This is a genomic window from Staphylococcus saprophyticus subsp. saprophyticus ATCC 15305 = NCTC 7292, from assembly GCF_000010125.1.
GTDB classification, from domain to species: domain Bacteria; phylum Bacillota; class Bacilli; order Staphylococcales; family Staphylococcaceae; genus Staphylococcus; species Staphylococcus saprophyticus.
Window position 1 is genome coordinate 263,788 of the sequence record NC_007350.1, and the last position, 24,965, is coordinate 288,752.

23 protein-coding genes, 3 pseudogenes and 1 riboswitch are annotated in these 24,965 nt (G+C 34.3%); of the genes and pseudogenes, 19 read left to right on the plus strand and 7 right to left on the minus strand.

Annotated elements, in window-relative coordinates:
* Positions 1-172: 172 nt before the first annotated feature.
* The 12 genes and pseudogenes from ptsG (at position 173) to SSP_RS01195 (ending at position 11,040) form a co-directional block, all read left to right on the plus strand.
* Positions 173-1,709 (plus strand): annotated as a pseudogene (gene ptsG, locus SSP_RS01140) (glucose-specific PTS transporter subunit IIBC).
* A 51-nt stretch (positions 1,710-1,760) separates the two neighbouring features.
* A pseudogene (nagB, locus tag SSP_RS01145) lies at positions 1,761-2,506 on the plus strand (glucosamine-6-phosphate deaminase).
* A gap of 245 nt (positions 2,507-2,751) precedes the next feature.
* Positions 2,752-3,600 (plus strand): AhlS family quorum-quenching N-acyl homoserine lactonase, encoded by an 849-nt coding sequence (locus tag SSP_RS01150; RefSeq protein WP_011302227.1) that lies wholly within the window; start codon positions 2,752-2,754, stop codon positions 3,598-3,600.
* 55 nt (positions 3,601-3,655) lie between these two features.
* A complete protein-coding gene (locus SSP_RS01155; RefSeq protein ID WP_011302228.1) occupies positions 3,656-4,786 on the plus strand; it encodes a zinc-dependent alcohol dehydrogenase family protein in 1,131 nt (376 codons plus the stop codon).
* A gap of 10 nt (positions 4,787-4,796) precedes the next feature.
* Positions 4,797-6,113 (plus strand): PTS sugar transporter subunit IIC, encoded by a 1,317-nt coding sequence (locus tag SSP_RS01160; RefSeq protein WP_011302229.1) that lies wholly within the window; start codon positions 4,797-4,799, stop codon positions 6,111-6,113.
* An 18-nt stretch (positions 6,114-6,131) separates the two neighbouring features.
* Positions 6,132-7,028, plus strand: coding sequence for a hypothetical protein (locus SSP_RS01165; protein ID WP_011302230.1), 897 nt, complete (start codon positions 6,132-6,134; stop codon positions 7,026-7,028).
* 36 nt (positions 7,029-7,064) lie between these two features.
* A complete protein-coding gene (locus SSP_RS01170; RefSeq protein WP_002482186.1) occupies positions 7,065-7,385 on the plus strand; it encodes a PTS sugar transporter subunit IIB in 321 nt (106 codons plus the stop codon).
* 10 nt (positions 7,386-7,395) lie between these two features.
* Positions 7,396-7,722, plus strand: coding sequence for a PTS lactose/cellobiose transporter subunit IIA (locus SSP_RS01175; RefSeq protein ID WP_011302231.1), 327 nt, complete (start codon positions 7,396-7,398; stop codon positions 7,720-7,722).
* 233 nt (positions 7,723-7,955) lie between these two features.
* The gene (locus tag SSP_RS01180; protein WP_011302232.1) at positions 7,956-8,750 is read left to right on the plus strand and encodes an amino acid ABC transporter substrate-binding protein; all 795 of its coding nucleotides are present in this window, start codon (positions 7,956-7,958) and stop codon (positions 8,748-8,750) included.
* Positions 8,734-9,453, plus strand: a complete 720-nt coding sequence (locus tag SSP_RS01185; RefSeq protein ID WP_011302233.1) for an amino acid ABC transporter permease — start codon at positions 8,734-8,736, stop codon at positions 9,451-9,453. Before SSP_RS01180 ends, SSP_RS01185 begins: the two co-directional genes overlap by 17 nt.
* Complete coding sequence (locus SSP_RS01190; protein WP_002482190.1) at positions 9,450-10,181, plus strand: amino acid ABC transporter ATP-binding protein; 732 nt, start codon at positions 9,450-9,452, stop codon at positions 10,179-10,181. Before SSP_RS01185 ends, SSP_RS01190 begins: the two co-directional genes overlap by 4 nt.
* Before the next feature lie 343 nt (positions 10,182-10,524).
* A complete protein-coding gene (locus SSP_RS01195) occupies positions 10,525-11,040 on the plus strand; it encodes an HTH domain-containing protein (protein WP_011302234.1) in 516 nt (171 codons plus the stop codon).
* 94 nt (positions 11,041-11,134) lie between these two features.
* Here the strand turns inward: SSP_RS01195 and panE are convergent, their stop codons facing one another.
* Positions 11,135-12,052: a 2-dehydropantoate 2-reductase gene (gene panE, locus SSP_RS01200; RefSeq protein WP_011302235.1), complete on the minus strand. Its 918-nt coding sequence runs from the start codon at positions 12,050-12,052 to the stop codon at positions 11,135-11,137.
* Positions 12,053-12,265: 213 nt separating this feature from the next.
* On the opposite strand from panE, the gene SSP_RS01205 reads away from it, so the two are divergent.
* The 4 genes from SSP_RS01205 (at position 12,266) to SSP_RS12735 (ending at position 16,393) form a co-directional block, all read left to right on the plus strand.
* A complete protein-coding gene (locus tag SSP_RS01205) occupies positions 12,266-13,021 on the plus strand; it encodes a CPBP family intramembrane glutamic endopeptidase (RefSeq protein WP_011302236.1) in 756 nt (251 codons plus the stop codon).
* 145 nt (positions 13,022-13,166) lie between these two features.
* Positions 13,167-13,273, plus strand: a riboswitch (SAM riboswitch).
* Positions 13,274-13,362: 89 nt separating this feature from the next.
* The gene (locus SSP_RS01210; protein ID WP_011302237.1) at positions 13,363-14,181 is read left to right on the plus strand and encodes a MetQ/NlpA family ABC transporter substrate-binding protein; all 819 of its coding nucleotides are present in this window, start codon (positions 13,363-13,365) and stop codon (positions 14,179-14,181) included.
* Between the two features lie 43 nt (positions 14,182-14,224).
* Positions 14,225-15,157: an L-lactate dehydrogenase gene (locus SSP_RS01215; RefSeq protein WP_011302238.1), complete on the plus strand. Its 933-nt coding sequence runs from the start codon at positions 14,225-14,227 to the stop codon at positions 15,155-15,157.
* A 165-nt stretch (positions 15,158-15,322) separates the two neighbouring features.
* A complete protein-coding gene (locus SSP_RS12735; RefSeq protein ID WP_077461027.1) occupies positions 15,323-16,393 on the plus strand; it encodes an ROK family protein in 1,071 nt (356 codons plus the stop codon).
* 405 nt (positions 16,394-16,798) lie between these two features.
* On the opposite strand, the gene SSP_RS01225 is transcribed toward SSP_RS12735, so the two are convergent.
* Positions 16,799-18,088 (minus strand): homocysteine synthase, encoded by a 1,290-nt coding sequence (locus tag SSP_RS01225; protein WP_011302240.1) that lies wholly within the window; start codon positions 18,086-18,088, stop codon positions 16,799-16,801.
* 217 nt (positions 18,089-18,305) lie between these two features.
* Here SSP_RS01225 and SSP_RS01230 point away from each other — a divergent pair, with 217 nt between their 5' ends.
* Both SSP_RS01230 and SSP_RS01235 read left to right on the plus strand, forming a co-directional pair.
* Positions 18,306-19,211 (plus strand): PLP-dependent cysteine synthase family protein, encoded by a 906-nt coding sequence (locus SSP_RS01230; RefSeq protein WP_011302241.1) that lies wholly within the window; start codon positions 18,306-18,308, stop codon positions 19,209-19,211.
* Entirely contained in the window at positions 19,208-20,353 is a 1,146-nt protein-coding gene (locus tag SSP_RS01235; RefSeq protein ID WP_011302242.1) for a bifunctional cystathionine gamma-lyase/homocysteine desulfhydrase, read from the plus strand. The genes SSP_RS01230 and SSP_RS01235 overlap by 4 nt, the downstream gene beginning before the upstream one ends.
* 97 nt (positions 20,354-20,450) lie before the next feature.
* On the opposite strand, the pseudogene SSP_RS01240 reads toward SSP_RS01235, so the two are convergent.
* The 3 genes and pseudogenes from SSP_RS01240 to SSP_RS01250 form a co-directional block, all read right to left on the minus strand.
* Positions 20,451-21,700, minus strand: a pseudogene (locus tag SSP_RS01240) (MFS transporter).
* 133 nt (positions 21,701-21,833) lie between these two features.
* Entirely contained in the window at positions 21,834-22,388 is a 555-nt protein-coding gene (locus SSP_RS01245) for a TetR/AcrR family transcriptional regulator (protein ID WP_002482211.1), read from the minus strand.
* 173 nt (positions 22,389-22,561) lie between these two features.
* A complete protein-coding gene (locus SSP_RS01250) occupies positions 22,562-23,032 on the minus strand; it encodes a thioesterase family protein (protein WP_011302245.1) in 471 nt (156 codons plus the stop codon).
* Between the two features lie 177 nt (positions 23,033-23,209).
* Between SSP_RS01250 and SSP_RS01255 the strand changes: the two genes are divergently transcribed.
* On the plus strand, positions 23,210-23,416 hold the full coding sequence (locus tag SSP_RS01255) for a hypothetical protein (protein ID WP_011302246.1): 207 nt from the start codon (positions 23,210-23,212) through the stop codon (positions 23,414-23,416).
* A gap of 86 nt (positions 23,417-23,502) precedes the next feature.
* Here SSP_RS01255 and SSP_RS01260 read toward each other — a convergent pair whose 3' ends face one another.
* Positions 23,503-24,345, minus strand: a complete 843-nt coding sequence (locus tag SSP_RS01260) for an urease accessory protein UreD (RefSeq protein ID WP_002482214.1) — start codon at positions 24,343-24,345, stop codon at positions 23,503-23,505.
* Positions 24,346-24,960, minus strand: a complete 615-nt coding sequence (gene ureG / locus SSP_RS01265; protein ID WP_011302247.1) for an urease accessory protein UreG — start codon at positions 24,958-24,960, stop codon at positions 24,346-24,348.
* Positions 24,961-24,965: the final 5 nt, after the last annotated feature.

Sequence of the window (24,965 nt, forward strand, 5' to 3'; positions counted from 1 at the left end):
AGGAAGTTGAAAGTATATATCTAAAATGAATTTGGACAACATATGGATAACTTAATAGATGCATATAATAGATAATGATAACACTTTATGAAAATATTTTTCGTATTGTTCTATTATAATGATTAATATTTTCTTCGACTGTATATTGATGTTAATTAGGAGGTTATAGTATATGAGTAAGTTGTTTGAAAAAGCACAACAATTTGGGAAATCATTTATGTTACCGATAGCTATTTTACCAGCAGCTGGTTTATTGTTAGGTATTGGTGGTGCGTTGAGTAATCCGAATACAATCAAAGCCTATCCAGTATTGGATATTGCGCTCTTGCAAAATATATTTATTTTAATGTCAGCAGCAGGAAATATCGTTTTTCAAAATTTACCGGTTATTTTCGCGGTGGGTGTGGCATTAGGTTTAGCAAAAAGTGATAAAAGGCACGGCTGGTCTAGCAGCAATGCTTGGGTTTTTAATTATGAATGCATCAATGAATGGTTTGTTGACGATCACAGATACATTGGCGAAAGGCAACTTGGCAGAAGAAGGTCAAAGTATGGTATTGGGAATACAAACTGTAGAAACAGGTGTATTTGGAGGTATTATCACCGGTATTATGACAGCTTTGTTACATAATAAATTTCATAAAATATCACTGCCTGCGTATTTAGGTTTCTTCGGTGGGTCACGCTTTGTACCTATCATCACTTCAGTTTCTTCAATAGTGCTAGGTGTGGTTATATTCTTTATTTGGCCAACGGTACAAGGATGGATATTTGGTATCGGTGGTCTAGTAGATAAAACAGGGGTTATTGGTACGTTTTTCTTTGGTTTTATATTGAGGTTATTAGGACCATTTGGTTTGCATCATATTTTCTACTTACCGTTTTGGCAAACCGCACTGGGAGATTCTTTAGAAGTTAAAGGGCACATGGTTCAAGGAACGCAAAATATATTTTTTGCACAGCTAGGTGATCCTGATGTAACTAAATATTTCTCAGGCGGTTCACGTTATATGTCTGGAAGATTTATCACAATGATGTTTGGACTTTGCGGTGCAGCATTAGCAATTTATCACACGGCGAAGCCTGAACGTAAAAAAGTAGTCGGTGGTTTAATGTTATCTGCAGCATTAACATCGTTCTTAACAGGTATTACAGAGCCTTTAGAATTCAGTTTCTTATTTGTTGCACCAATGCTATACGTAATCCATGCCGTTTTAGATGGACTAGCATTTATGATGGCTGACATTTTCAATATCACTGTGGGACAAACATTTAGTGGCGGTTTCATTGATTATTTATTGTTTGGTGTACTACAAGGTAATGAAAAGACGAATTTCTTATGGGTCATTCCAATTGGCATCGTTTGGTTTGTGCTATATTACGTCATATTTAGATATCTCATTACGAAATTTAATTTTAAAACACCTGGTCGTGAAGACGAAGGTGTAACAGAAACAGTTGAAGCAACTGATCGCGCTAAAACGATTATTCAAGCGCTGGGTGGAAAAGAAAATATCGATGTCGTTGATTGTTGTGCAACTAGATTGAGAGTAACGTTAAACAGTGATAAAGCTGTCGATAAAACAATGCTAACTTTTACAGAAGCACGTGGCGTGATTCAAAAAGGGAACGGTGTACAAGTTATCTATGGGCCACATGTTACTACCATTAAAAACGAAGTAGAAGAACTTTTAGAAAATGATAAGTAAGGTATTCAATTAGAGGATGATGAATAGATTATAGAAAGTTTTGGTGAGATGATGAATGTAATCAACTTAAAAAATCGTACGGTTGGAAGCCAATACGTAGCAACAGAAATACTGAAACAGGTTATCTCCAAACCTAATACTATATTAGGTTTACCACTGGTAATACCATGATCGAAGTTTATAAAACATTAGCAGCGTTATTAAATGTGAATCAAATAGATCTATCCAATGTCGTAACGTTTAATTTAGATGAATATGTAGGTTTATCTGCAGAACATAATCAAAGCTATCATGTGTATATGAACGCGCACTTATTTAATCATAATCAAGCATGGAATAATAAAAATATTTATTTGCCTGTAGGTGATGCGCCTAATATTGAATTAGAAAGTGAACTTTATGAACAGCGTTTAGGTGAAATCGGTTCAGCTGATATCCAAATATTAGGCATTGGTGAAAATGGGCATATTGGCTTCAATGAGCCATATTCATCTTTTGAAAGTGTAACAAGAGTTGTTGATTTAACCCCTTCAACCATTAATGCAAATAGTCAACATTTTGAAAATATAGAAGACGTACCTAAGCAAGCGATTTCTATGGGATTGTCGTCAATTATGAAAGCAAAACGGATCATATTGTTAGCATTTGGTAAAAATAAACAGCAAGCAATAAAAGCTTTGTTAGAAGGCGAAGTGTCAGAAGCATTGCCAGCTTCTATTTTGCACAAACATCCTAATGTAGAAGTTATTATTGATGATGAGATTTTTACTTCACTCATAGAAGATGGAACATTGTAAGTAAGATATAAATAATCATATGCGTCCTTCAAAGTAGACATTCTAAAAATGACAACTTTGGAGGGCGCATTTTTATGTCTTGTAATAATTAAATACTATTTTTAATGAATCAAAAATGAGTCTGTATCGTTTTTAATGAAATACATAAAGTATAAATCTTAAATGAAATAATAATTTAAAAATTGATTTTTGTAAACGTTTACAATTATAATGTAATTATATAATTTTAAAAGGGGTGTGTAGTTATGGTTAATGTGAAAAAAGAACGTATGAAAGTCTATGTTTTGGATAACGGACGTATGAAGATGGATAAGAATTTGATGATTGCTAATTCCAATCAAGCAACATTAGATGACCCTAAGGCCAATAACGAGATGCATGAATTCCCTATATATACTGTGTTTATAGATCACCCAGATGCTAAAATCCTTTTTGATACAGCTTGTAATCCGAACGCTATGGGAGATAGTGGGAGATGGATAAGTGCAACACAAAAAGCTTTTCCGTACTTTGCTGATGAAGCTTGTCATTTACCTAATAGACTCGAGCAAATTAATGTAGATCCTAAAGAAGTCGATTTTGTTATTGCTTCACATTTACATTTGGATCATGCAGGGTGTTTAGAATATTTTACGAATGCAACCATAATTGTCCATGATGATGAATTAAGTGGTGCAATGAAAACATATGCACGAAACCAACAAGAAGGGGCTTATATTTGGGCAGATATAGATGCTTGGGTGAAAAATAATCTGAAATGGAGAACGATTAAAAAAGAAGAAGATAATTTGAAACTAGTAGATGGTGTTCGAATTTTAAATTATGGTAGTGGTCATGCATGGGGCATCATTGGTCTAGAGATTGAGAGTGCTGAATTAGGAACGATTATATTAGCATCGGACGCAATATACACTAAGGAAAGTATAGAGGATACATTGAAGCCACCAGGTATTTTATATGATTCTATTGGATGGACGAAATCAGTGGAGAAAATTCAAAGATTAGCAAAAGAAAAAAATGCTCAAATTTGGTTTGGACATGATGGCGAACAATTCGAAGGCTTTAGAAAATCAACGGAAGGTTATTATGAATAATTGCTATTTTATCAAAGTATCTTTAAATCACTACAGTGAATGAGGAGTGTATGTTATGAAAACAAGAGCGGCAGTATTGCGTGAAATGGGTAAAGATGCACCATATACAGAAAGTCATCCTTTAACAATAGAAACTTTAGAACTTCAAGGGCCTCAATCAAATGAAGTACTTATAAAAATAGGCGCAGTGGGTTTGTGTCACTCTGATTTATCTGTAATTAATGGCAGTAGACCACGTCCAATGCCAATGGTATTAGGGCATGAAGCAGCTGGAGAAATTATCGAAGTAGGTGAAAACGTTGCGGAATTTGAAGTGGGTGATCATATCGTATGTACATTTATACCAAGTTGTGGACATTGTATTCCGTGTCGTGAAGGCAGACCTGCCTTATGTGAAAATGGTGCAGCGGCAAATGAAAAAGGAGAAATGTTAGAAGGTGGCTTTCGTTATGAATCTGACCGTGATGAGGTAATGCATCATCATTTAGGTGTATCAGGTTTTGCAGATTATGCAGTGGTATCTACAAATTCAATTGTCAAAGTAGATAAAAAGATTCCATTTGAAAAGGTGGCGATTTTTGGTTGTGCAGTCATTACGGGCATAGGTGCAGTCATTAATACAGCTCGCATTAATGCAGGGAGTACTGTGGCGGTTGTTGGGCTTGGTGGCATTGGTCTTAACGCAATTCTTGGTGCACGCCTGGCAGGTGCAAGTGAAATTATTGCACTAGATATTAATGAAGAAAAATTTGCATTGGCTAAATCACTTGGAGCAACAGCAGTATTTAATTCAGGTGAAGCACATACAATAGAAGATATTAAACAATATACGCAAGGTGGTGTGGATTATGCTTTTGAAACGGCGGGCGTAGTACCTGCCATGGATGTCGCATATCAAATCACACGTCGAGGTGGAATGACAACGACAACAGGTTTACCAGATCCCAAACACCAATTTTCATTTCCTCAAGTAACGCTCGCTGCTGAAGAGCGTACGATAAAAGGGTCATATGTGGGAAGTTGTGTTCCTGACCGTGATATACCACGTTTCATCAACTTATATCATCAAGGTCGTTTACCAGTAAATGAACTTTTAACAGATACATTACCATTAGAACATATTAATGAAGGGTTTGACCGCTTGGCACGAGGTGAAGCGGCACGTTTAGTAGTGAAAATGGATTAGGTGTGTTCATATGAGTCGTTTTAATGACACATTAGAAAAGTATTTGTTACCAGTCGCGTCTAAATTGGGATCGAATAAAATTTTAATTTCATTAAGAGATGGTATTATCGTTGCGATGCCATTGATTATCATTGGATCACTATTTCTTGTCATTAGTGGCATCGCCATACCGGGATGGATTGAATGGTTGGAAGCACAAGGCATACAACCCTATTTAATGAAAGCAGTAAATGGCACATTTGGATTGATGGGATTAGTTGCAAGTTTTGGTGTGGCACATAGTATTGCTCGACAGTATGATACGGATGGTGTTTCAGCAGGAATTATTTCCATGGCTGCATTTTTAGTTGTAACACCTAATGTTATGACCGGTGGCAAAACATCAGAAGAAGCTATACCTCAAATGTATATGGGAAGTCAGGGACTTTTTGTAGCATTAATTATAGGGATCTTTTCCGGATTGATATTTCAATGGTTTATTAATAGAAATATAAGGATTAAAATGCCCGATCAAGTTCCACCTGCAGTAGCGAAAAGCTTTAGCGCATTAATACCTGGAGCTGTCATTATTTTATTGTGGCTTATAATCTATATAGCATTAGATAACCTTCCTTTTGGAAACATACATGACCTTATTGTTAATACATTAGGTGTGCCATTAAGTTTAATGGGAAGTACTTTAATAGGTACGATTATATTAGTAGGACTAAATAGTGCCTTTTGGTTTGTAGGTATTCATGGTGCAAATGTAGTAAATGCGGTTATGCAGCCAATATGGCTTAAGAATATAGATGAAAACCGTATTGTATATCAAGCTAATCCTCATGGCGATTTGCCACATATCATCACGCAACCTTTTATAGATAATTTTGTATTTATGGGGGGCGGTGGCTCAACCATTGGCTTAGTGATTGTTATTGCCATTTTAGCCTTTAAAAAGCGTTCGAGTAAAATTACGAAAACAATGGCACCACTGACATTGATGCCTGGTATTTTTAATATTAATGAACCGACCTTGTTTGGTTTGCCAGTCGTTCTCAATGTTAGGCTGATTGTACCCTTTATATTGGCGCCGATGATCAATGCGACGATTACTTATTTTGCCATGGCAAGCGGGCTTGTTCATTTAACTAATGGTACTGCGATGCCTTGGACAATCCCACCTATTATTAGTGGGTTTTTAGCTACGGGTCATGTTAGTGGTTCATTGGTACAAATGGTTTGTATCATTGTTGATATCTTATTGTATTATCCATTTTACAGAACGATGGAAAAATATAATTTGCAACTAGAGCAAAAAGAAGCAGATGAAACAAAAGAAATCTAAACAAAGGGGATTTGTCTCATGGTAAAAAGATTATTAAGTGCGAATGCATCTGAAATCGTTGAAATGACAGCCACAGAATTAAAACAAAGTATTAAAGCAAGTGATGGTCGTGTTGTATTATCTGAAAATGTGGTCACACGTACTCCAGTCATTCCAGATATTACAAATGCTGAACTTGCTCGTGCATTTGGCGCAGATTTAATTTTATTAAATGGTTTAGATGCCTTTGATCCTAAAGTTGTTAATGTAGATGAAGATAAACAGGTTATCAATGAATTGAGACGTCTTGTTTGTAGACCGATTGGTGTCAATTTAGAACCTGTAGATAAAACCGCAACGATGTCAGAAGAAAAACTAAATATTGTAGAAGGTCGACAAGCAAGTTCGAAAACGGTAAAGGCATTAGAAAAATTAGGTATTAATTTTATATGTATGACAGGGAATCCTGGGACAGGTGTAACGAATGATAAAATTGTCAACGCTATTTCAGAGACACGAAAGCATTTTACAGGACTTATTATAGCGGGGAAAATGCATAGCGCTGGTGTAGATGAACCTGTAATAACGGAAACGTATGTAGATCAATTTATAGACGCTGGGGCAGATATTATTCTTGTACCATCAATTGGCACGGTACCAGGATTTGATGAGGAACAATTGAAAAATATTGTTAAAGCAGTACACCGTCGTGAAGGTTTAGTTATGTCTGCTATAGGAACAAGCCAAGAAAGTTCTGATCCAAGTACCATTAGGGATTTTGCGATACGTAATAAAATCTGTGGTGTTGATATTCAACACATTGGTGATGCTGGTTATTGCGGTCTTGCACCAGTCAATAATATTTTTGAATTAAGTAAGGCAATCAGAGGTGAAAGGCATACAGTATCCATGATAGCTAGATCGATTCAACGTTAAATGATGAAACTACGCTTTTAATCAGGAGGAATTTTTATGGCAGAAAAAACAATCATGTTGGTATGTGCAGCGGGAATGAGTACAAGTATGTTGGTACAAAAAATGCAAAAAGAAGCTGAAAAGCAAAAGCTTGATAGAGATATTTTTGCCGTTTCCACTTCAGAAGCAGATCAAAAAATTGAAAGTGACAATATAGATGTATTGCTACTAGGACCACAAGTTCGCTTTAAAAAAGACGAATATACTAAAAAATGCTCTGAGAAAGACATACCTGTAGCGGTCATTGAAATGAGAGATTATGGAACGATGAATGGAGAAAATGTATTAAATACAGCTGAACAATTGATGACAAAATAGAGGTGGTTCAATGTCAGAAGCGGAAAATAGTTTAGAGTTTGCCATGTCACTTATTGCATACAGTGGTGACGCCAAAAGTCATGCAATGGAAGCCATCTATGCGGCAAAGAAAAATGCTTTTGAAGAAGCTGAAAAGAAATTAAAACTTGCAGAAGTTTCATTATTAGAGGCACATCATATTCAAACAAATATGTTAACCAAAGAAGCGCAAGGTGATGAGATAAAAATGTCGCTGTTAACCATTCACAGTCAGGACCATTTAATGACAGCGATTACGTTCAAAGATATGGCAGCAGAAATGATCGATTTATATAAAAAGATGGATTCGAAAGCATAAATATATTAAGTATCATTGAAAAAGTACATTTTCAAAAGATTTGAAGATGTACTTTTTTGTTCATTATTGTAAAAAAAGGAGTAAACAAGGGAATCAACTTAATTGTATTATATGTTAATTAATTGGAATTAAAAAATAAATGTATATTTGGATAAAAAAGTTATTGACTTAATGAAGGGTTAGGCATAGAATATTTTTATTCCGATAAGAATAATAAGAATAGAGGGCGCGAAATGAAAAAAATATTATTAGGTATACTGACGTTACTTTTAGTTGTGGGACTCGCAGCTTGTGGTACTTCTGACAAAAAAGACAACGATAACAAAAATAAAACTGCAAGTGAAAATAAAACATTTGTTGTAGGTACGGAAGGGACCTATGCACCTTTCTCATATCATGATAAACAAGATAAACTAACAGGTTATGATATTGATGTAATGAAAGCAGTAGCTAAAGAAATGGGTTACAAAGTTAAATTTAAAGAAACACAATGGGATTCTATGTTTGCTGGATTAGACTCTGGTAGATTTAATGTGATAGCGAACCAAGTAGGTATTAATGATGAACGTAAAGAAAAATATAAATTCTCAGAACCATATACGTATTCAGAAGCAGTATTAGTCGTTAACAAAAACAACAAAGATATAAAATCATTTGACGATGTTAAAGGTAAGAAATTGGCTCAAACGTTTACTTCAAATTATGGTAAATTGGCTAAATCTAAAGGTGCAGAATTAACGAAAGTAGATGGCTTCAATCAGGCTATGGATTTATTACAATCTAATAGAGTTGAAGGTACATTTAATGACAATATTTCATACTTAGATTATAAAAAACAAAAACCTAATGCAGATGTGAAAATTATTGAAGGTAATGCTGAGAAGAGTCAATCTGCTTTAACATTTAGTAAAAAAGAAGACGATGCAACAATTGAAAAAGTAAATAAAGCAATGAAAAAATTAAAAGATAATGGTGAATTAGCAAAAATAAGCAAAAAATGGTTCGGCGAAGATGTTTCTAAATCTTAATACTGAACAGCAACATGCACTAGACGCAGCTGGTCAAGCATTTGCACCGATGCTTGAAGGATTAGTGAAATTTTCTATACCTATTACATTAGTAACCTTTTTGTTAGGTTTAGTGATTGCGTTACTCACTGCGTTAATGCGCATTTCAACAAGCCGTATTTTAAGAGGGATTGCTCGTTTTTATATTTCAATCATCCGAGGTACACCGATGATTGTACAATTATTCATTATCTTTTACGGGATCCCTGAACTCGGCAGATTATTGACAAATAACTCTGAAAATCAATGGACGTTAGCACCAGTTATCGCAGCAATTATTGGCTTATCATTAAATGTAGGGGCATATGCTTCTGAAATTATTCGTGGAGGTATTATGTCTATACCTAAGGGTCAAACAGAAGCGGCCTATTCAATCGGTATGAATTATCGACAAACGATTCAACGTATTATCTTGCCACAAGCGATTAGAGTATCCGTACCAGCATTAGGTAATACATTTTTAAGTTTAATTAAAGATACATCACTTTTAGGATTTATATTAGTAGCTGAAATGTTTAGAAAAGCACAAGAAGTCGCTTCAACGACATACGAGTATTTAACTATTTATCTACTTGTAGCACTTATGTACTGGGTGGTTTGCTTTATCATTTCAATTGCACAAAACTTCTATGAATCTTATCTTGAAAGAGGGTATCGCTCATGATTGAATTAAAAAATATAAAAAAATCATTTGATGATAAAGAAGTTATCAAAGGGATTGATTTAAACGTTAATCAAGGAGAAGTTGTGACATTTATTGGACGATCAGGTTCAGGTAAGACGACTTTGTTGCGAATGATTAATGCTTTAGAGTTGCCTACAGAAGGTGCTGTGTATGTTAATGGAGAGACTTATAGCAATGCAGACAAGAAATCACAGATAAAAGTCCGTAAACAGTCGGGCATGGTATTTCAAAGTTATAATTTATTCCCACATAAAACGGCATTAGAAAATGTAATGGAAGGTCTCATTACTGTTAAAAAAACGAAAAAAGATGAAGCAAAGCAACAAGCATTAGCTTTATTGGAAAAAGTAGATTTAACTGCTGTAAAAGATCAAAGACCGAATGCTTTATCTGGAGGGCAACAGCAACGTGTAGCAATTGCTAGAGCTTTAGCCATGAATCCAAAAGTAATGCTGTTTGATGAACCTACGTCTGCGTTAGATCCAGAACTCGTTAATGATGTGCTTCGTGTCATCAAGGACCTAGCTAATGAAGGTATGACAATGATTATCGTGACGCATGAAATGCGATTTGCTAAAGAAGTATCTAACAAGATTGTATTTATACATGATGGTGTAATTGGAGAATCTGGGCCTCCAGAGCAAATCTTTAATCATCCACAAAGCGCTGAACTACAAAGATTTTTAAATATGATTCGTGAAGTTTAACGTTGAAAGAAAGTTTAGTGAAAGTATTATGATAAAACGATTGCCTTGTTATATATACTGACAAGGATGATTAGGCAGTCTGAAGAATAGCATTTTTAAAAGTGATAGCGATGTATTTTCAATAGAATATATGATTGCCTAAATAAGGTGAGTCCGAGACATTTAGTTATGTCCGGGCTTTTTTTTATAAAACGATATCATATATGTACTTTGAACTTTATAATTTAAAAATATAATGATTTTTTTATTTGATGTGCAACTTTTCGCATTTAAAGACGAAAGAGATTACACATCTATCATCTTTAGAAAGCGTTTACAATAAAGAGGCGAGGAGGTTGCTAATATGTTAAGTAAGCGACAGTATCATATTTTAATGTTCATACTTGAATGTGAAACTTTTGTGCAAATTCATCATTTAGCAACGCACTTTAATGTTACAGAAAGAACGATACAGTACGATCTTGAATACATTGAAGATATGGCAAGTAACCTAGGTTTAATTATTCAAAGGACTAAGCAAGAGGGGGTCAAAATAACCACAACACCAGAACAGTTAAAGCGCTTTGCACATAAATCGACAACGCATACAATACATTATGCAAAAGAAGAGCGCTTGTTATATATAACGTTAAAATTACTTGAAGCCAATACGCCGACATCATCACAAGTGCTTGCGACCACCGTATCTGTTTCAAGACGAACGATTGTGGAAGATTTGAAAAGCGTTCAAAATTGGTTAGAGCAGCATGACTATCTTGCTATAGCAGAATGTGCTTTCGTAGATTTAGCGCATTTAAATAAGGTATTTAAATATCGATATGGCGTAACAGCTTATCAATATATGTCAAAACTAAAATAATATTGCATTTATCGACTTAACTTTAAACAGCGCATGTCATCTCATAATAAAGATGACATGCGCTGTTGTATTTCAGATTTGTGATCTGTTTATATTATTTAAGCATTTCTTTATAGACTTTATGGTTTTGGTAGACGCATTTAAGTAATGGGGCGTCAATTTGGTACGTATCGGCTAAGTTTAATAAATAACCTTGTAAGTGACCTGTTTCAATATTTAATCCTTTTTCCATGTCACGTTGCATAGAAGTCTTAAAATGGTATGATAACTGATTAAATGATGTCATATATTGTGATACAATATCGTCTGCGAGTGGCGCTCGATGTGCACGCATTATCGAAGCGACTTCATTGTATAAAGAGCGAACGAAGTTAATGCCACCATCACTGTCTCGAATAGGACCAATAGGCGCATGCATTAATGTTGTGATACTGGATAACACAGTAATCATTAAATATTTGTGCCACATGCCTTGTTCGATTGAAGTGCTTAATTTGAATTCTGCCTTTGTTTCAGAAAATGCTTGTGCAATTTTTTGTGCGCGTTCACTTTTACTTCCATCTAGTTCTCCAAAAAAGAGTTTATCAAAAGGGCTTGTTTGTATGATTTCTCCCATACTATCTAATGTTGTTTCTATCACACAATAGCCACCCATAACTTTGTCTTTACCAAAGATAGATTGTAATTGTGGAATATGTGCGACGCCGTTTAATAATGGAATGATGGCAGTATGACCATCGACAAATGGTTTCAAATCTGTCATGGCTTGCTCTAAATGATAGGATTTAGAAGAAAGTAAAATAACATCGAAAGGCGCTACGCGATCGTCTTTTGTAATGAGTTGAGGATTGAAATGATAATCTCCCTGCTCACTGTGGATGGCTAATCCATTTCTTTCTAAAAATGACTTGCGTTTGGGTCTTACTAAGAATGTCACGTTCTGTCCGCTTTCGGCTAATCTGCCTCCAAAATAGCCTCCGATACCGCCAGCACCTAATACTAATATACGCATTGAATACAACTCCTTATACGCTATGTGTGTTGATTTGTTAATTGATGTATATATACCACATTTGAGGGGCATATACGCATATGAAAATAATTTTCAAATAATTCAATAGATGTAGTTGGGACAGTATATTTTATTTTTAAATATATATTTGAAAACAATAAAATTTGTGCAATGTAATAAGTGTTCACTAATTAAAAACATGGAGGGGTTCCAATGTCGTTTAAAAATGATCATAAGTATCAGTGGAAAGATATGCAAGGGAAAGATTTTCTACTACCGTTTATTTATTTGATAGGTAATTTTTGTTTATCTATAGTCATCTTAACAATCATGATTGGAATCAATGAAACGCAAGGGAAAAATAACGCTAACTTTAATGCTAACTTTTCAGGTACGCCAGGCATATTAATGGAAATGATTGCCTTTATAATTATATTCGCGTTATGGATTTTATTCCATAGACATTCATTTAGACAATCGTGGAAACAGGGGCTACAAAATATTAAGCAACACTGGAAACTCATTGTCATTACATTTATCGTTATTATAGTGTTTAAAGAAATTTATCCATATTTAGTAAATGCATTCGCACCAGAACATTGGAAATTTGAAGAAACACAAAATGACAAAATGGTGGAGGAAATGTTTGCTACGCCTGTATCAACCATATTAGCTTTTTTCTCAATTGTAATTATTGCACCAATGACAGAAGAATTTTTATTTAGACATTTAATTATTGGCGAATTAGGAAAGAAATTAAATTTCTATGTTATGTCTGTTATTTCAATTATTGTGTTTGCATCTTTACATGTAACAGAAGCTAAATCTCCATTAGAAATTGTGATGTATCTTGCCATAGCAGTTGGTATTGTATATGTATATATGAAATCGCAGCGTAGTTTAGCTGTAGCCATTGCGTTACATGCTTTGAATAATTTATTAGCGTATATTTTCATGATTATCATGTAATTTACATAATTCTTAGTGATATACCTGTCTTCTTTGTGAAGGACAGGTATATTTTATCGTGTTAGTGTTTAGAATTTTCTAAAAACTCATTGACTAATCTTGAGCATAATGCTAGGATTAAACCACTAAACATAAATATGATTGACTCTTATCAAGAGTGGTGGAGGGATGTGCCCGATGAAACCCAGCAACCGTCGATTTTTCGAAATGGTGCTAAGTCACAAAAAGTTATTTAACTTTTGGAGATGAGAGAAAGTGCAAACTTTCTCTTGATTTATTAAGAGAAAGTTTTTTTATACATATAAGTACGTTGAAACAAATTTTTAAGGAGTGAAAGTATTATGAGAAAATGGTTTATTTTAGGATCATTGTTTGTGTTAACGATTATACTAGCAGCATGTGGTAAATCGAATGGTGAAAAAGAGGATAAGGAAATTACGATTGCTGCTTCGCCAGCGCCCCATGGCGTCGTACTTGAACATGCAAAAGAAGAAATGAAAAAGAAAGGCTATGATTTAAAAATAAAAACAGTTAATGATTATAAGGTTCCTAATAAATTATTAGATAAAGGAGATGTTGATGCGAATGCATTTCAACATACACCGTATCTTAAAGCAGAAAAGAAAGACCATAATTATAAAATAGAAGAAGCCGGGAAAGTGTTCACGACACCGATGGGCGTTTATAGTAAAAAATATAAAGACATTAAAGATATCCCTAAAGGTTCTACCATTTATGTATCAAACAATCCTGCTGAAGAAGGTCGTTTCTTGTCATTCTTTGTTGATAAAGGCTTAATCAAAATTAAAAAAGGTGTCAGTATTGAAGATGCTAAGTTTGATGACATTGTAGAAAATAAAAAAGATTTGAAATTTAATAACAAGCAAGGTGCGGAATTCTTACCTAAAACTTATAATAGTAAAGAAGGCGCAGCAGTGATAATGAATTCTAATTATGCGATTGATAATGGTCTAACACCACATAAAGATGCAATTGCTATAGAAGGAAAATCATCACCATTTGCGAATATTGTTGCCGTACAAGAAGGACATAAAAACGATAAAAAATTCAAAGAACTTATGAAAGTTTTACAATCTAAAGAGATGAAGAAATTTATAACTGATAAATATGGACAAGATGTTATTCCGTATGAAAAATAAATAATCATGTAATATATAGATTGAAGAGGAAGGTGATTCGATTATGTCTAAGCTAGGTATTATTGGTTTAGGAAAAGTGGGTACGCAAGTACTTACAGATGTACAGCAACTGAATTTGTTTTCAGAGATTATTTTAATTGATGATAGAGCGGACGTGGCAAGTGGTGAAGCACTTGACCATATTCACTCGCAAGGACTGATAAATACTGCACATATCAAGATTCGTAGCGGTGTCTATCAAGACTTAACGGATGCAGACTTTATCGTCATAGCTGCGAGTGAAGCAACCGATAAAAATAATGGTGACCGTACATTATTAGCGCAAGGAAATCACGACATCATTAAGGGCATAATGTCCCAAATAGCTGAAGTGACGCAAGAGGCGGTTGTGATTCTGATATCTAATCCTGTAGATTCTATGGTTTACTTTGCAAATCAAATAGATTACCCAGCCCATAAAATTATTGGTACGGGTACGGCTCTAGAGACATCAAGATTTAAAACAATTATAGCCGATCATTATCAAATTGATCCAAATAATGTGGAAGCTTTTGTCATTGGGGAACATGGTCAACATGCAATCCCCGTGTGGAGTAAAGTGCATATTCATGGTATGGAACTATCGGAATTTGAGGCATTAAGTGACCGTCCAGCAATTGATAAGTCACACATATCGTCCATTATCAACGAAGTGTCGATGGATGTTTTTTACCAAAAAGGGTGGACCAACGCAGCGATATCAAAAGTGACATCATTTTTGATACAGTCCATTGCATTGGATCAGAGAACAATTACACCATTGACTTCCCTGAGTTCAGAATATGGCTTAGAAGATGGTGCATTTAGTTTACCAACATTAATAGATAAAAAGGGTATTGTTCAAAGATTTGCGATAACATTAGACAAAGAAGAAGAACGCGAACTTAAAGAAGCATATGAATATATTAGACAAACGATTCATACAGCACAACAATAGCGATTAAAACATTCAAACACGCATTCATTAGATATTTTCTTTTGAATGCGTGTTTTTTATATTTAAAATAAATGCTTATCTTGTTTATCAATCCGGTAATGGCTACAATATACTTAAATATAGCGATGAATAGAAGTGAAGTATATGAGCATGGGAGGTGTAATGATGCTAGAAAGACATGTAAAGCTCATCAGATTAATGTTAATCAATCGTAATCAATTTTTAAATGCAGATGAAATTGCAAGGTACTTAAATGTTTCTAATCGAACAGCTAGAAATGATATTCAATATATTAATAGTGAAATCTTAGATGATCTCATTGTAAGTGTAAAAGGACGAGGGTATAAATTGAATCAGTCCTTATATAGTATGCAACAAATAGAAACAATTGTAACTGATTTTACCAATAAAGAAAGTGAACTATTAATCAAGTTGGGTTATCAATTACTCATGTATCAACAACCACTTACAAGTGAAGCCATAGGAAAAACTTTTCATTTAACGAAGGCAGAAGTCACTGATTATATAAATAAAATTAAAGCATGGTGTATATCATTCGACGTGAATATCCAAATAACCAAGAAAAAAGGGATCACCGTCAATGGTAGTGAAATGAATATCAGAAATGCAATATTGCACCTAAATCAACTCTCAGAAAATGTTAAAACAGTGGATGCGTTTATTTTAGCGGAGCATCAATATATGAAACATCAAACTGAGGATTTTATATATTTAACTATTAGTACGGGTGTAGGTATGGCCTATATAAGAAAAGGGGAACTTGTTTCTGGTGTTAATGGGAACTTTGGTGAAATTGGTCATACCATTATAAAAGGCGATAGTGATTACCAATGTCCGGTTTGTAAACAATATGTTTGTGTGGAAAATGAAATATCAGGTTTAGCGATCAGTAGAAAAGCGAGTCACATTTTAAATAAGCATGTAAGTACTAGAGAAGCTATAGAAATGTATCTCCATCAAGCGCATAGTGAGATAACTGAAATGATAGATGAAGTTTTGATATTAACACAACAACTATGTACAAATCTATTCAGTATTTTTAATATTAATAACATTGTATTGGGTGGCGGTGTTACCCAAAGTAAGCTACCTTATAAATCAAGCATTGAAAATTATGCACAAAAACATTATTTAATTCAAAATAGCACATTAAATGTAACAATAAGTAATTTAGAGGCAAATGTTTTAACGGGTTTATATCATGTAAACAAATAATATATAGGAGAACGTGACAGAAATTGAATATGCTAATAGAGATTTCGTAGTCTCACTCCGGATAAACTAAATTAGAATAAAGATCTGGAACCTTTATTAATATCTAGATTTTTAAATTAGTCAGAGATGGTTAGCACGAATAGAAGGTTGTAGGAAATTACACTGAGGTTAGGCTTCGGTTTGTGTGAGGTAAGTGTTCTGGGACGTGTAAAAAAGGCAGGGCCATAGTGATATGGCCCTGCCTTTTTTATGAGTATATGTGATGTCACACTTTAAAGTTACATCATAAACGTAGTAATATTGCATAAGAATCACTAAGGAAATTCGTAACATTAATTTCCAAGTGAAATTAATGAATACAAAAGAAAATCTTTTGCATAAGAATCACTAAGGAAATTTTTAACATTAATTTCCAAGTGATTCTTTAAAACCGTTATCGAGATCAGCAATAATATCATTAATGTTTTCGGTACCTACAGACAATCTAACTAGTTCTGGTACTACGCCGGAAGCTTTTTGATCTTCTGGTGATAATTGTAAATGTGTAGTACTAGCTGGATGAATGATTAATGATTTTGAATCACCTACATTCGCTAAGTGGGAAAATAGATTTAAACCGTCAACAAATTTGGCGATATCGTCTACCGTGCCATCTATGCCAAAGGTCAATATAGCACCTTGGCCATCAGGTAAATATTTTTGAGCGAGTTGATGATAAGCGTTATTTTTTAAACCTGGATAGTTGACCCAAGTTACTTTTGGATGTTGTTCTAGATATTGTGCGACACGTAAAGCATTTTCAGAGTGTCGTTCTAAGCGTAAGTGTAGTGTTTCTAAACCAATTAAGAACTCATGGACATTAAAGGGTGATACTGCAGAACCTAAATCACGTAACAACTGTACACGTGCTTTGGTAATATAGGCAGCTTCGCCAACATCTTTTGCATAAGAAATACCATGATAACTTTCATCAGGTTCTACTAAACCTGGGAATTTTCCATTATCCCAATTGAATTTTCCACTATCAACGATCACGCCACCAATGGAAGTACCATGGCCACCAATGAATTTAGTGGCTGAATGTACTATGATATCTGCTCCAAATTCAAAAGGACGCAATAAGTAAGGTGTTGGGAATGTGTTATCAACAATCAAAGGAATGTTATGATTGTGTGCGATATCGGCTACAGCTTCAATATCTAACACATCAATGCGTGGGTTCCCAATGGTTTCAGCATATACTGCTTTTGTTTTATCTGTTATTGCATTTTTGAAATTGTCTGGATGACTAGGATCTACAAAATGGACTTTAATACCTAGTTTTTTAAAGGTAATATTTAAAAGGTTATAGGTACCTCCATATAAATTTGACGAAGCAACAATTTCATCGCCACTTTCTACAATATTTAAAAGTGCTAAATGTATGGCTGCTTGTCCAGAAGATGTAGCTAAAGCACCTACACCACCTTCTAAGGCTGCAATCCGTTCTTCAAAAACATTTTGTGTAGGGTTCATAATTCTTGTATAAATATTGCCATCTTCCTCTAAAGCAAATAACTTTCTCGCATGTTCAGTATTATCAAACACATAACTAGATGTCTGATAAATTGGTACAGCACGTGCTTTTGAAAAATCATCTACTACTTGCCCGCCGTGAATAGATAAAGTATCTAAATGCCAAGGGTTTTGAGTCATATGATAAAGCCTCCCTATAATTTCTAAATTTTCTGATAATTACAACTATACAAGAGCTAATTGGCTATTTCAAGTATGCTTACTGAAAAAGTAGGAATTAGATTATTATACTTTATTGACTTGAAAATGAAATGATTGCAAATATGAAGAAAAGGATTTATAATTCTTATCGGTATAGTAAGGTATTGTGGGGAGAAAGGCACTATGGAGGGAAATAATGATTGCTTTTGATTTAATTGGAAATACGCCATTAGTATTGTTGGAGTCATTTAGTAATAAAGATGTACAAATTTATGCCAAGTTAGAACAGTATAATCCTGGTGGTAGTGTGAAAGATCGATTAGGAAAACATTTAATCGAAACAGCAATAAGAGAGAATATAATCCAAAAAGGCGATGTCGTTGTAGAGGCATCTGCAGGGAATACAGGAATTGGTGTTGCAATTGCTGCTAATCATTACGGCGTCAGTGCTGTGATTTTTGCACCTGAAGGTTTTTCTGAAGAAAAGATATCAATTATAAAAGCGTTAGGTGCTGAAGTCATCAGAACAGATCAAACTTTAGGCATGGCAGGTGCACAAAAGGCCGCACGTGATTATGAACTGCAAACTGGTGCGTATTATTTAAATCAATTCGAATCTTATCGCAATCCTGAGACCTATAAATCTACAATAGGAAAAGAAATAACAGATAAGCTTAAAGATATTGATTATTTTGTAGGTGGTGTTGGTTCAGGAGGGACTTTTACAGGTGTTGCTGAACATTTAGCAGCAACATATCATACCGAAAGTGTCATCGTAGAACCAGAAGGATCTATTTTAAGTGGCGGTAATGCGCATAGTCATGATATTGAAGGGATCGGTTCAGAAAAATGGCCATCTTTTCTACCTAAAGCATTGGTGTCAGATATTATAAAAGTGAGTGATGATGCCGCTTTTCAAAATGTTAAATTATTAGCAAGACAAGAAGGTCTTTTAGTAGGTAGTTCTTCCGGAGCAGCATTGCAAGGCGCTCTAGAAATTAAAAAACATATTAATAAAGGTGTCATTGTAACCATTTTTCCAGATGGCAGTGACCGATATATGTCAAAACAAATTTTAAATTATAAGGAGACAATCAAATGAATAAAAAAACACAATTAATTCATGGTGGACAAACAACAGATCCATATACAGGTGCAGTTACAACGCCAATTTATCAAACAAGTACGTATATGCAAGATGGTATTGGCGACATGAGACAGGGATATGAATATTCTCGTTCGGCAAATCCAACACGCAGTGCTTTAGAGGGTTTAATTGCAGATTTAGAGCAAGGTGAAAGTGGCTTTGCATTTGGTTCTGGTATGGCAGCTATTTCAGCAGTTATTATGTTATTAGATAAAGGTGACCATTTACTCATCAATTCAGATGTATATGGTGGTACTTATAGAGCTTTAACAAAAGTGTTTAATAGGTTTGGTATTGATGCTGAGTTTATCGATACGACAAATATAGAAGCTGTTGAACAATATATTAAACCTGAAACGAAAATGTTATACATTGAAACGCCGTCTAATCCTTTATTACGTGTCACTGATATTAAAAAATCAGCAGAAATTGCTAAAAAGCATCATTTAATTTCGGTTGTTGATAATACATTTATGACGCCATATTTCCAAAATCCATTAACATTGGGCATTGATATTGTTTTACATTCAGCCACAAAATATATTGGTGGTCATAGCGATGTTGTTGCCGGATTAGTTGCAACAAGTGACGCTGAATTAGCTGAACGTTTAGGATTTATTCAGAACTCAACTGGTGGTGTGCTTGGACCTCAAGATAGTTATTTACTGATTCGTGGCATAAAAACACTTGGATTACGCATGGAACAGGTTCAACGTAATACACTTGCTATCATTGATATGTTACAACAACATTCAGCAGTGAAACAGGTATTCCATCCAAGTATCTCGGACCATTTAAATCATGATATTCACGAAGCACAATCTGAGGGCCATACAGGTGTTGTCGCATTTGAAGTCGCTGACATAGAAAGTGCTAAAAAAGTAATCAGTGAATCACATTATTTCACTTTAGCTGAGAGTTTAGGTGCTGTTGAAAGTTTAATTTCAGTACCTGCATTAATGACACATGCTTCAATTCCTAAAGATATTCGTGAAAAAGAAGGCATCGCCGACGGATTAGTACGTTTATCAGTAGGTATTGAAGATACAAAAGATTTAGTCGAGGATCTAGAACAATCATTAAACGCATTAGGTTAATAGTATAAATTTCAAAAAGAAATGAAATGCATATAGGAATAAGTTGGGAATAAGCGGAAATCAATTTAGAATCATTGATTTCAGGCTTATTCCTTTTTTATATATGGTTATATTTATCATTATTTGAGTTTGAAGTTTGATGTTGTGCGTAAGTATCGTTAAGTATATCTGAGTTAGTTTTTTGTAATTTACTATAACGACCTTTCGGTATTTTGTTTTCTGTAACCTCTACTTTAGGATAAATGAGTAATGGAATCAGTCCGATAATGCCAAAAATGATAAAGCTATATTCATAATTTAGTATATCAATTACAATACCAGCGATAGATGAACCTATAACTTGTCCAACCGCTAGAAGTAAGAAAGGTATGCCTATGCCAAGAGAAGCATTTTTGACAAACAGTTTGATTCCCCAAACCAGTAAAACACCGGTTAAGAAAATATAACTCAGGCCGAATAATGATGACGCAATAAATGGTAGTAACCAAATGCTTGGCGTGTATGCTAATAATACACTAGCGCATGCTAATGCAATAACGCCAAAATTAAACGCGAAGTGAATCCCTTTTTTATCGATAATTGAACCAGAAATACCACCAACTACACCAAATATGCCAATTAAAATCCAAAAAATAGAAAGTGCTATATCTGAATAATTGCCTGTTAATTGGACAATGGGTTTTGAGAAAGTCCAAATGGTGCAGTAGATATACCGAGCAGTGTAGAGGCAGTGACGATACGTGTGCTTGCAGAAATATCTCTAATATTAAGACTACCTGTATGAATTTTAATATCTTTTTGAAGCTTCGGTATGACGATATAGTTCCAAAATAAAACGACCAATGCAATTAAAGCATATATTAAATAAGTATCACGCCAATCTAAAAATACAAGCATTGCTGTTATACCAGTAAACATTAAACCCATACTCGTTCCTGAATTAATCAAAGTATTTGCTTTACCTTGATCTTGAAGATTAATCCACAACGAAATGGTATAGCCATACGGAGGAGAAACGAGACCGGTGCTTGCACCTGTAAAAATAACACCGATAGATAGAATGATTGCATTGCTTGATACGCCAATAGTAATCAAACCAATGACTACAGAGATGCCAGCAAGTATTATCATACGTTTTGGACCAATCGTATCTGTCTGTAGAGTTGAATAAACGATTGTAAAACAATACGCTAAATAAAATAAAGACGAAATTAGACCAGCTTGAGATGCAGATAAAGATAAATCATTAGTAATGTCTGGTAAAAAGAGACCAAAACTAAAACGGCCTAATCCATAGGTCGTTGCGATCATAGCAATACCAGGGAATACAAGTTTTGAAAATTTCATTAATAGGAACCTCCTTTTATAGATAGAATGTTCATTCTACTTAGAACTAAAATATATAGATGTTCATTCTACTTTTGTGTAAAGATAACGAGTAAGTGCATTTTGTATTAAAATACTTCAAATTCGTTTGGAATTATTGATTATGTGCTTCATTTAATAATAACTTGGCCATTGTGATAGCATGCGAAGTCGCATCTTTAGAACCTAATAAAGCAGTCATAGAAGTTGTACCTTCTAAAAGCAAAGTATATTGAACGGCTAAATCATAACCATTTTCAATACCAGCATCATCAGCAAGTTTTTCTAAATAATGTAACAGTCTTTCTTTGTGACCTCTTGCTGTACTTTCAATCTCATTATCCGTGTCTGCATAATCCTCAATAGCACGCATAAACATATCACCTTTATACGAATAATCATTTAACCACTGACAATGCGCCGTGACTGCTGATATAAAAGGTTTTTCAGGATGTTGTTCAACGTGACTGTCTAGATAGTGCCAATAACGTGTTTCACGCTGTTTCAGTACTTGAGCCACTAAGTTATCTTTAGATTCAAAATGATTATATAGCGTCATCGTTGCGACATTAGCTTCTTGTATAATTTGCTTCAAACCTACACCTTTAAAACCATATTCATAAAATAGGCGTTCTGCTACACTCAAGATATCTTGTTTCTTTTGTGACATATATCTCACACTTTCAAAATAGAATGGTCATTCTATTTAATTCTAGCAACGCACAATGAGAATGTCAAAAAAAGCGTAAAGCTCAATACACTTATCTGATTATAAAGTGTATTGAGCTTTACTAATAGCGTCGGATGATATTTGCATGATTTAGTTGTCGTAACCAAGCGTAGTTATTTCTTTGGAATGCCGATGACATGTCCGAGTTGTTTAGGTACGTCGAAAGTGTTTTGTTGATCAAAATAGTGTTTGATTTTTTCTTGGATGGGTTTAGGAAAGTCCATGCTTCGTCTTGTTTCATTGCCAACACCCATCATAATGGCTTCATATGTTGCATTGCGTTCATCGTTGCTATTATACATTGTTAAGAATAAATGTACTCTTTTGGCATCGTAATCGTAAATATGTACTTTAATATAGAAGGATTCATCGAGTAAAAGTTCTTTTAAAAATGAAATATGCGCTTCTACGCTGAACATTGTCACATCTTGACTATGACGATAATCTGTGGAGAAATCGATAGATTCAAAAAAGCCTACAACAGCATCACTGAAAATGGAATAATATTGCGCATCATGCATATGATTATTATTGTCTATCCAAGATGGCTGTACCGTATTTTTATAGATATATTCATCTGTCACAAAAATCACTCCTTTATTTTTTATAAGCCTGTACTATTGTATCAATTATGTATGAACAGAGTTAACAATTTGTTTTACGAGGCTTAAAAATAGTTAATTCTTTATAAAATGCATAATGTAAGATAGTATGATATTTAGCTTACTAGAAAAATTTACAACTGGAAAAGGGGGACATATATGGTATTGGTTGCCTTAATATTATTCATTATTTCTATTGTCTTTCTTATTTATTCTATTACATTATTAATGGGCAAAGATGGTACCATGTTTAGTTTGTTTACAAAAGAAGAAAAAGCATTAACTAAAGGACAAAAGTTAACCATTTATCTCATTACTATTGTATTATTTGTAGCAAGCTTAGTTTGGCTACTTAACCTGATTTAAGAAATAGACTTTGAACGTTAATAATATAACAGAACGCATATTCATAATAAAAAGGACTGGAAATGATTCCAGCCCTTTTTTTAAAACTAATACTTTCTTAAAAAATCTACATCACGGTCAAAGATTTGTTTGACGACATAACATTGAACTGCAGTTATGATACTTTCAATCACTTGCGTTTTATTAGATAAGATACGAAGGCTGAAACCGTGAGTTGGTAAATGTGTGATACCAAAACGGCAGTCATATTTATGTTGGAAGTGTTTAATTTCCTCATAAACTTGTTCAATAAATTTTTGATTAACGCTAGGGTGGATGAAATAACAAGAACCTAGATGCGTATAATCTTCCATATAACCTAGACCATCCACATTTTGTTTCTGTGGATCGAGTAACATATTATCAAACGTTACCAATGCATCATCTACATATATTTCGTTTAGTAAGTGCATATACGTATAACTAAAACGTTTATCTGATTTGGAATAACCTGGTGTAAGAATATCTGTATAGAATAGAGACGCAGTTGATTCCAAATTGAATACATTGTGTTGATAAAACTTTGCGTTTTCAAAGGCTATAATGGGATCACCAACATATTCAGCATAACCATTATTTTTTATATTAAAGGTTTGGTATTGCTCGACATGATCATTCAATGTTTTATAAATTTTTGTGGCACCTTGTGAAGTTAATATAACTTTAGCATCAGAATCAATATTAAAATTCATCGTATAGCGGTCACCATCTAAGTATCCGCCACCTACGTTGACGATATAGAAGGTGGGGATATCAGATTGATTTAGATAGACTGGACGCATGACTTTTAAGGCTTTTTCAAAAAAGACATCTCTAGCAACAGATTTTTTACCATTGTTAAAAACGGATAAATCTAATTGTCCTGTCCAAGCTTGTTTGTTGTTAGACATTTAGGCTAATCCTTTAAGAAATACATCTTGTTCAATCCATTGTATGACTTCATCCAAGCCTTCGTCTGTTTTAAGATTTGTAAAAGTAAATGGTCGGTTACCACGGAAGACTTTCGTGTCTTCTGCCATGCGATCTAATGATGCGCCAACGTAAGGTGCTAAATCTGTTTTGTTAATGACGAAAAAGTCCGACTTAATCATACCTTGGCCACCTTTACGTGGGATTTTCTCTCCTTGGGCAACATCGATAATATAGATTGAAAAGTCGACAAGTTCAGGACTGAATGTAGCAGCTAAGTTATCGCCACCTGATTCTATGAAGATAAGTTCAATATCATCATTGCGCTCTTTTAATTCATCGATTGCTGCAAAGTTCATTGACGCATCTTCACGAATTGCTGTATGAGGGCAACCACCTGTCTCTACACCGATGATTCTATCTTCGGGTAAGACACCTGAATTCACTAATATTTTCTCATCCTCTTTAGTATAGATATCATTTGTAATTACACCGATACTCATGTCTTTCGCTAAGCGTTTGACAATTTTTTCGATAAGTTGCGTTTTCCCTGCACCAACAGGGCCGCCGACACCTATTTTAATTGTATCTGTCATAAAGC

What these genes read in the sequence shown, in the direction of transcription:
- SSP_RS01150 (WP_011302227.1), top strand. Translation starts at nt 2,752, where the DNA reads ATGGTTAATGTGAAAAAAGAACGTATGAAAGTCTATGTTTTGGATAAC.
- SSP_RS01155 (WP_011302228.1), top strand. Translation starts at nt 3,656, where the DNA reads ATGAAAACAAGAGCGGCAGTATTGCGTGAAATGGGTAAAGATGCACCA.
- SSP_RS01160 (WP_011302229.1), top strand. Translation starts at nt 4,797, where the DNA reads ATGAGTCGTTTTAATGACACATTAGAAAAGTATTTGTTACCAGTCGCG.
- SSP_RS01165 (WP_011302230.1), top strand. Translation starts at nt 6,132, where the DNA reads ATGGTAAAAAGATTATTAAGTGCGAATGCATCTGAAATCGTTGAAATG.
- SSP_RS01170 (WP_002482186.1), top strand. Translation starts at nt 7,065, where the DNA reads ATGGCAGAAAAAACAATCATGTTGGTATGTGCAGCGGGAATGAGTACA.
- SSP_RS01175 (WP_011302231.1), top strand. Translation starts at nt 7,396, where the DNA reads ATGTCAGAAGCGGAAAATAGTTTAGAGTTTGCCATGTCACTTATTGCA.
- SSP_RS01180 (WP_011302232.1), top strand. Translation starts at nt 7,956, where the DNA reads ATGAAAAAAATATTATTAGGTATACTGACGTTACTTTTAGTTGTGGGA.
- SSP_RS01185 (WP_011302233.1), top strand. Translation starts at nt 8,734, where the DNA reads ATGTTTCTAAATCTTAATACTGAACAGCAACATGCACTAGACGCAGCT.
- SSP_RS01190 (WP_002482190.1), top strand. Translation starts at nt 9,450, where the DNA reads ATGATTGAATTAAAAAATATAAAAAAATCATTTGATGATAAAGAAGTT.
- SSP_RS01195 (WP_011302234.1), top strand. Translation starts at nt 10,525, where the DNA reads ATGTTAAGTAAGCGACAGTATCATATTTTAATGTTCATACTTGAATGT.
- panE (WP_011302235.1), bottom strand. Translation starts at nt 12,052, where the DNA reads ATGCGTATATTAGTATTAGGTGCTGGCGGTATCGGAGGCTATTTTGGA.
- SSP_RS01205 (WP_011302236.1), top strand. Translation starts at nt 12,266, where the DNA reads ATGTCGTTTAAAAATGATCATAAGTATCAGTGGAAAGATATGCAAGGG.
- SSP_RS01210 (WP_011302237.1), top strand. Translation starts at nt 13,363, where the DNA reads ATGAGAAAATGGTTTATTTTAGGATCATTGTTTGTGTTAACGATTATA.
- SSP_RS01215 (WP_011302238.1), top strand. Translation starts at nt 14,225, where the DNA reads ATGTCTAAGCTAGGTATTATTGGTTTAGGAAAAGTGGGTACGCAAGTA.
- SSP_RS12735 (WP_077461027.1), top strand. Translation starts at nt 15,323, where the DNA reads ATGCTAGAAAGACATGTAAAGCTCATCAGATTAATGTTAATCAATCGT.
- SSP_RS01225 (WP_011302240.1), bottom strand. Translation starts at nt 18,088, where the DNA reads ATGACTCAAAACCCTTGGCATTTAGATACTTTATCTATTCACGGCGGG.
- SSP_RS01230 (WP_011302241.1), top strand. Translation starts at nt 18,306, where the DNA reads ATGATTGCTTTTGATTTAATTGGAAATACGCCATTAGTATTGTTGGAG.
- SSP_RS01235 (WP_011302242.1), top strand. Translation starts at nt 19,208, where the DNA reads ATGAATAAAAAAACACAATTAATTCATGGTGGACAAACAACAGATCCA.
- SSP_RS01245 (WP_002482211.1), bottom strand. Translation starts at nt 22,388, where the DNA reads ATGTCACAAAAGAAACAAGATATCTTGAGTGTAGCAGAACGCCTATTT.
- SSP_RS01255 (WP_011302246.1), top strand. Translation starts at nt 23,210, where the DNA reads ATGGTATTGGTTGCCTTAATATTATTCATTATTTCTATTGTCTTTCTT.
- SSP_RS01260 (WP_002482214.1), bottom strand. Translation starts at nt 24,345, where the DNA reads ATGTCTAACAACAAACAAGCTTGGACAGGACAATTAGATTTATCCGTT.
- ureG (WP_011302247.1), bottom strand. Translation starts at nt 24,960, where the DNA reads ATGACAGATACAATTAAAATAGGTGTCGGCGGCCCTGTTGGTGCAGGG.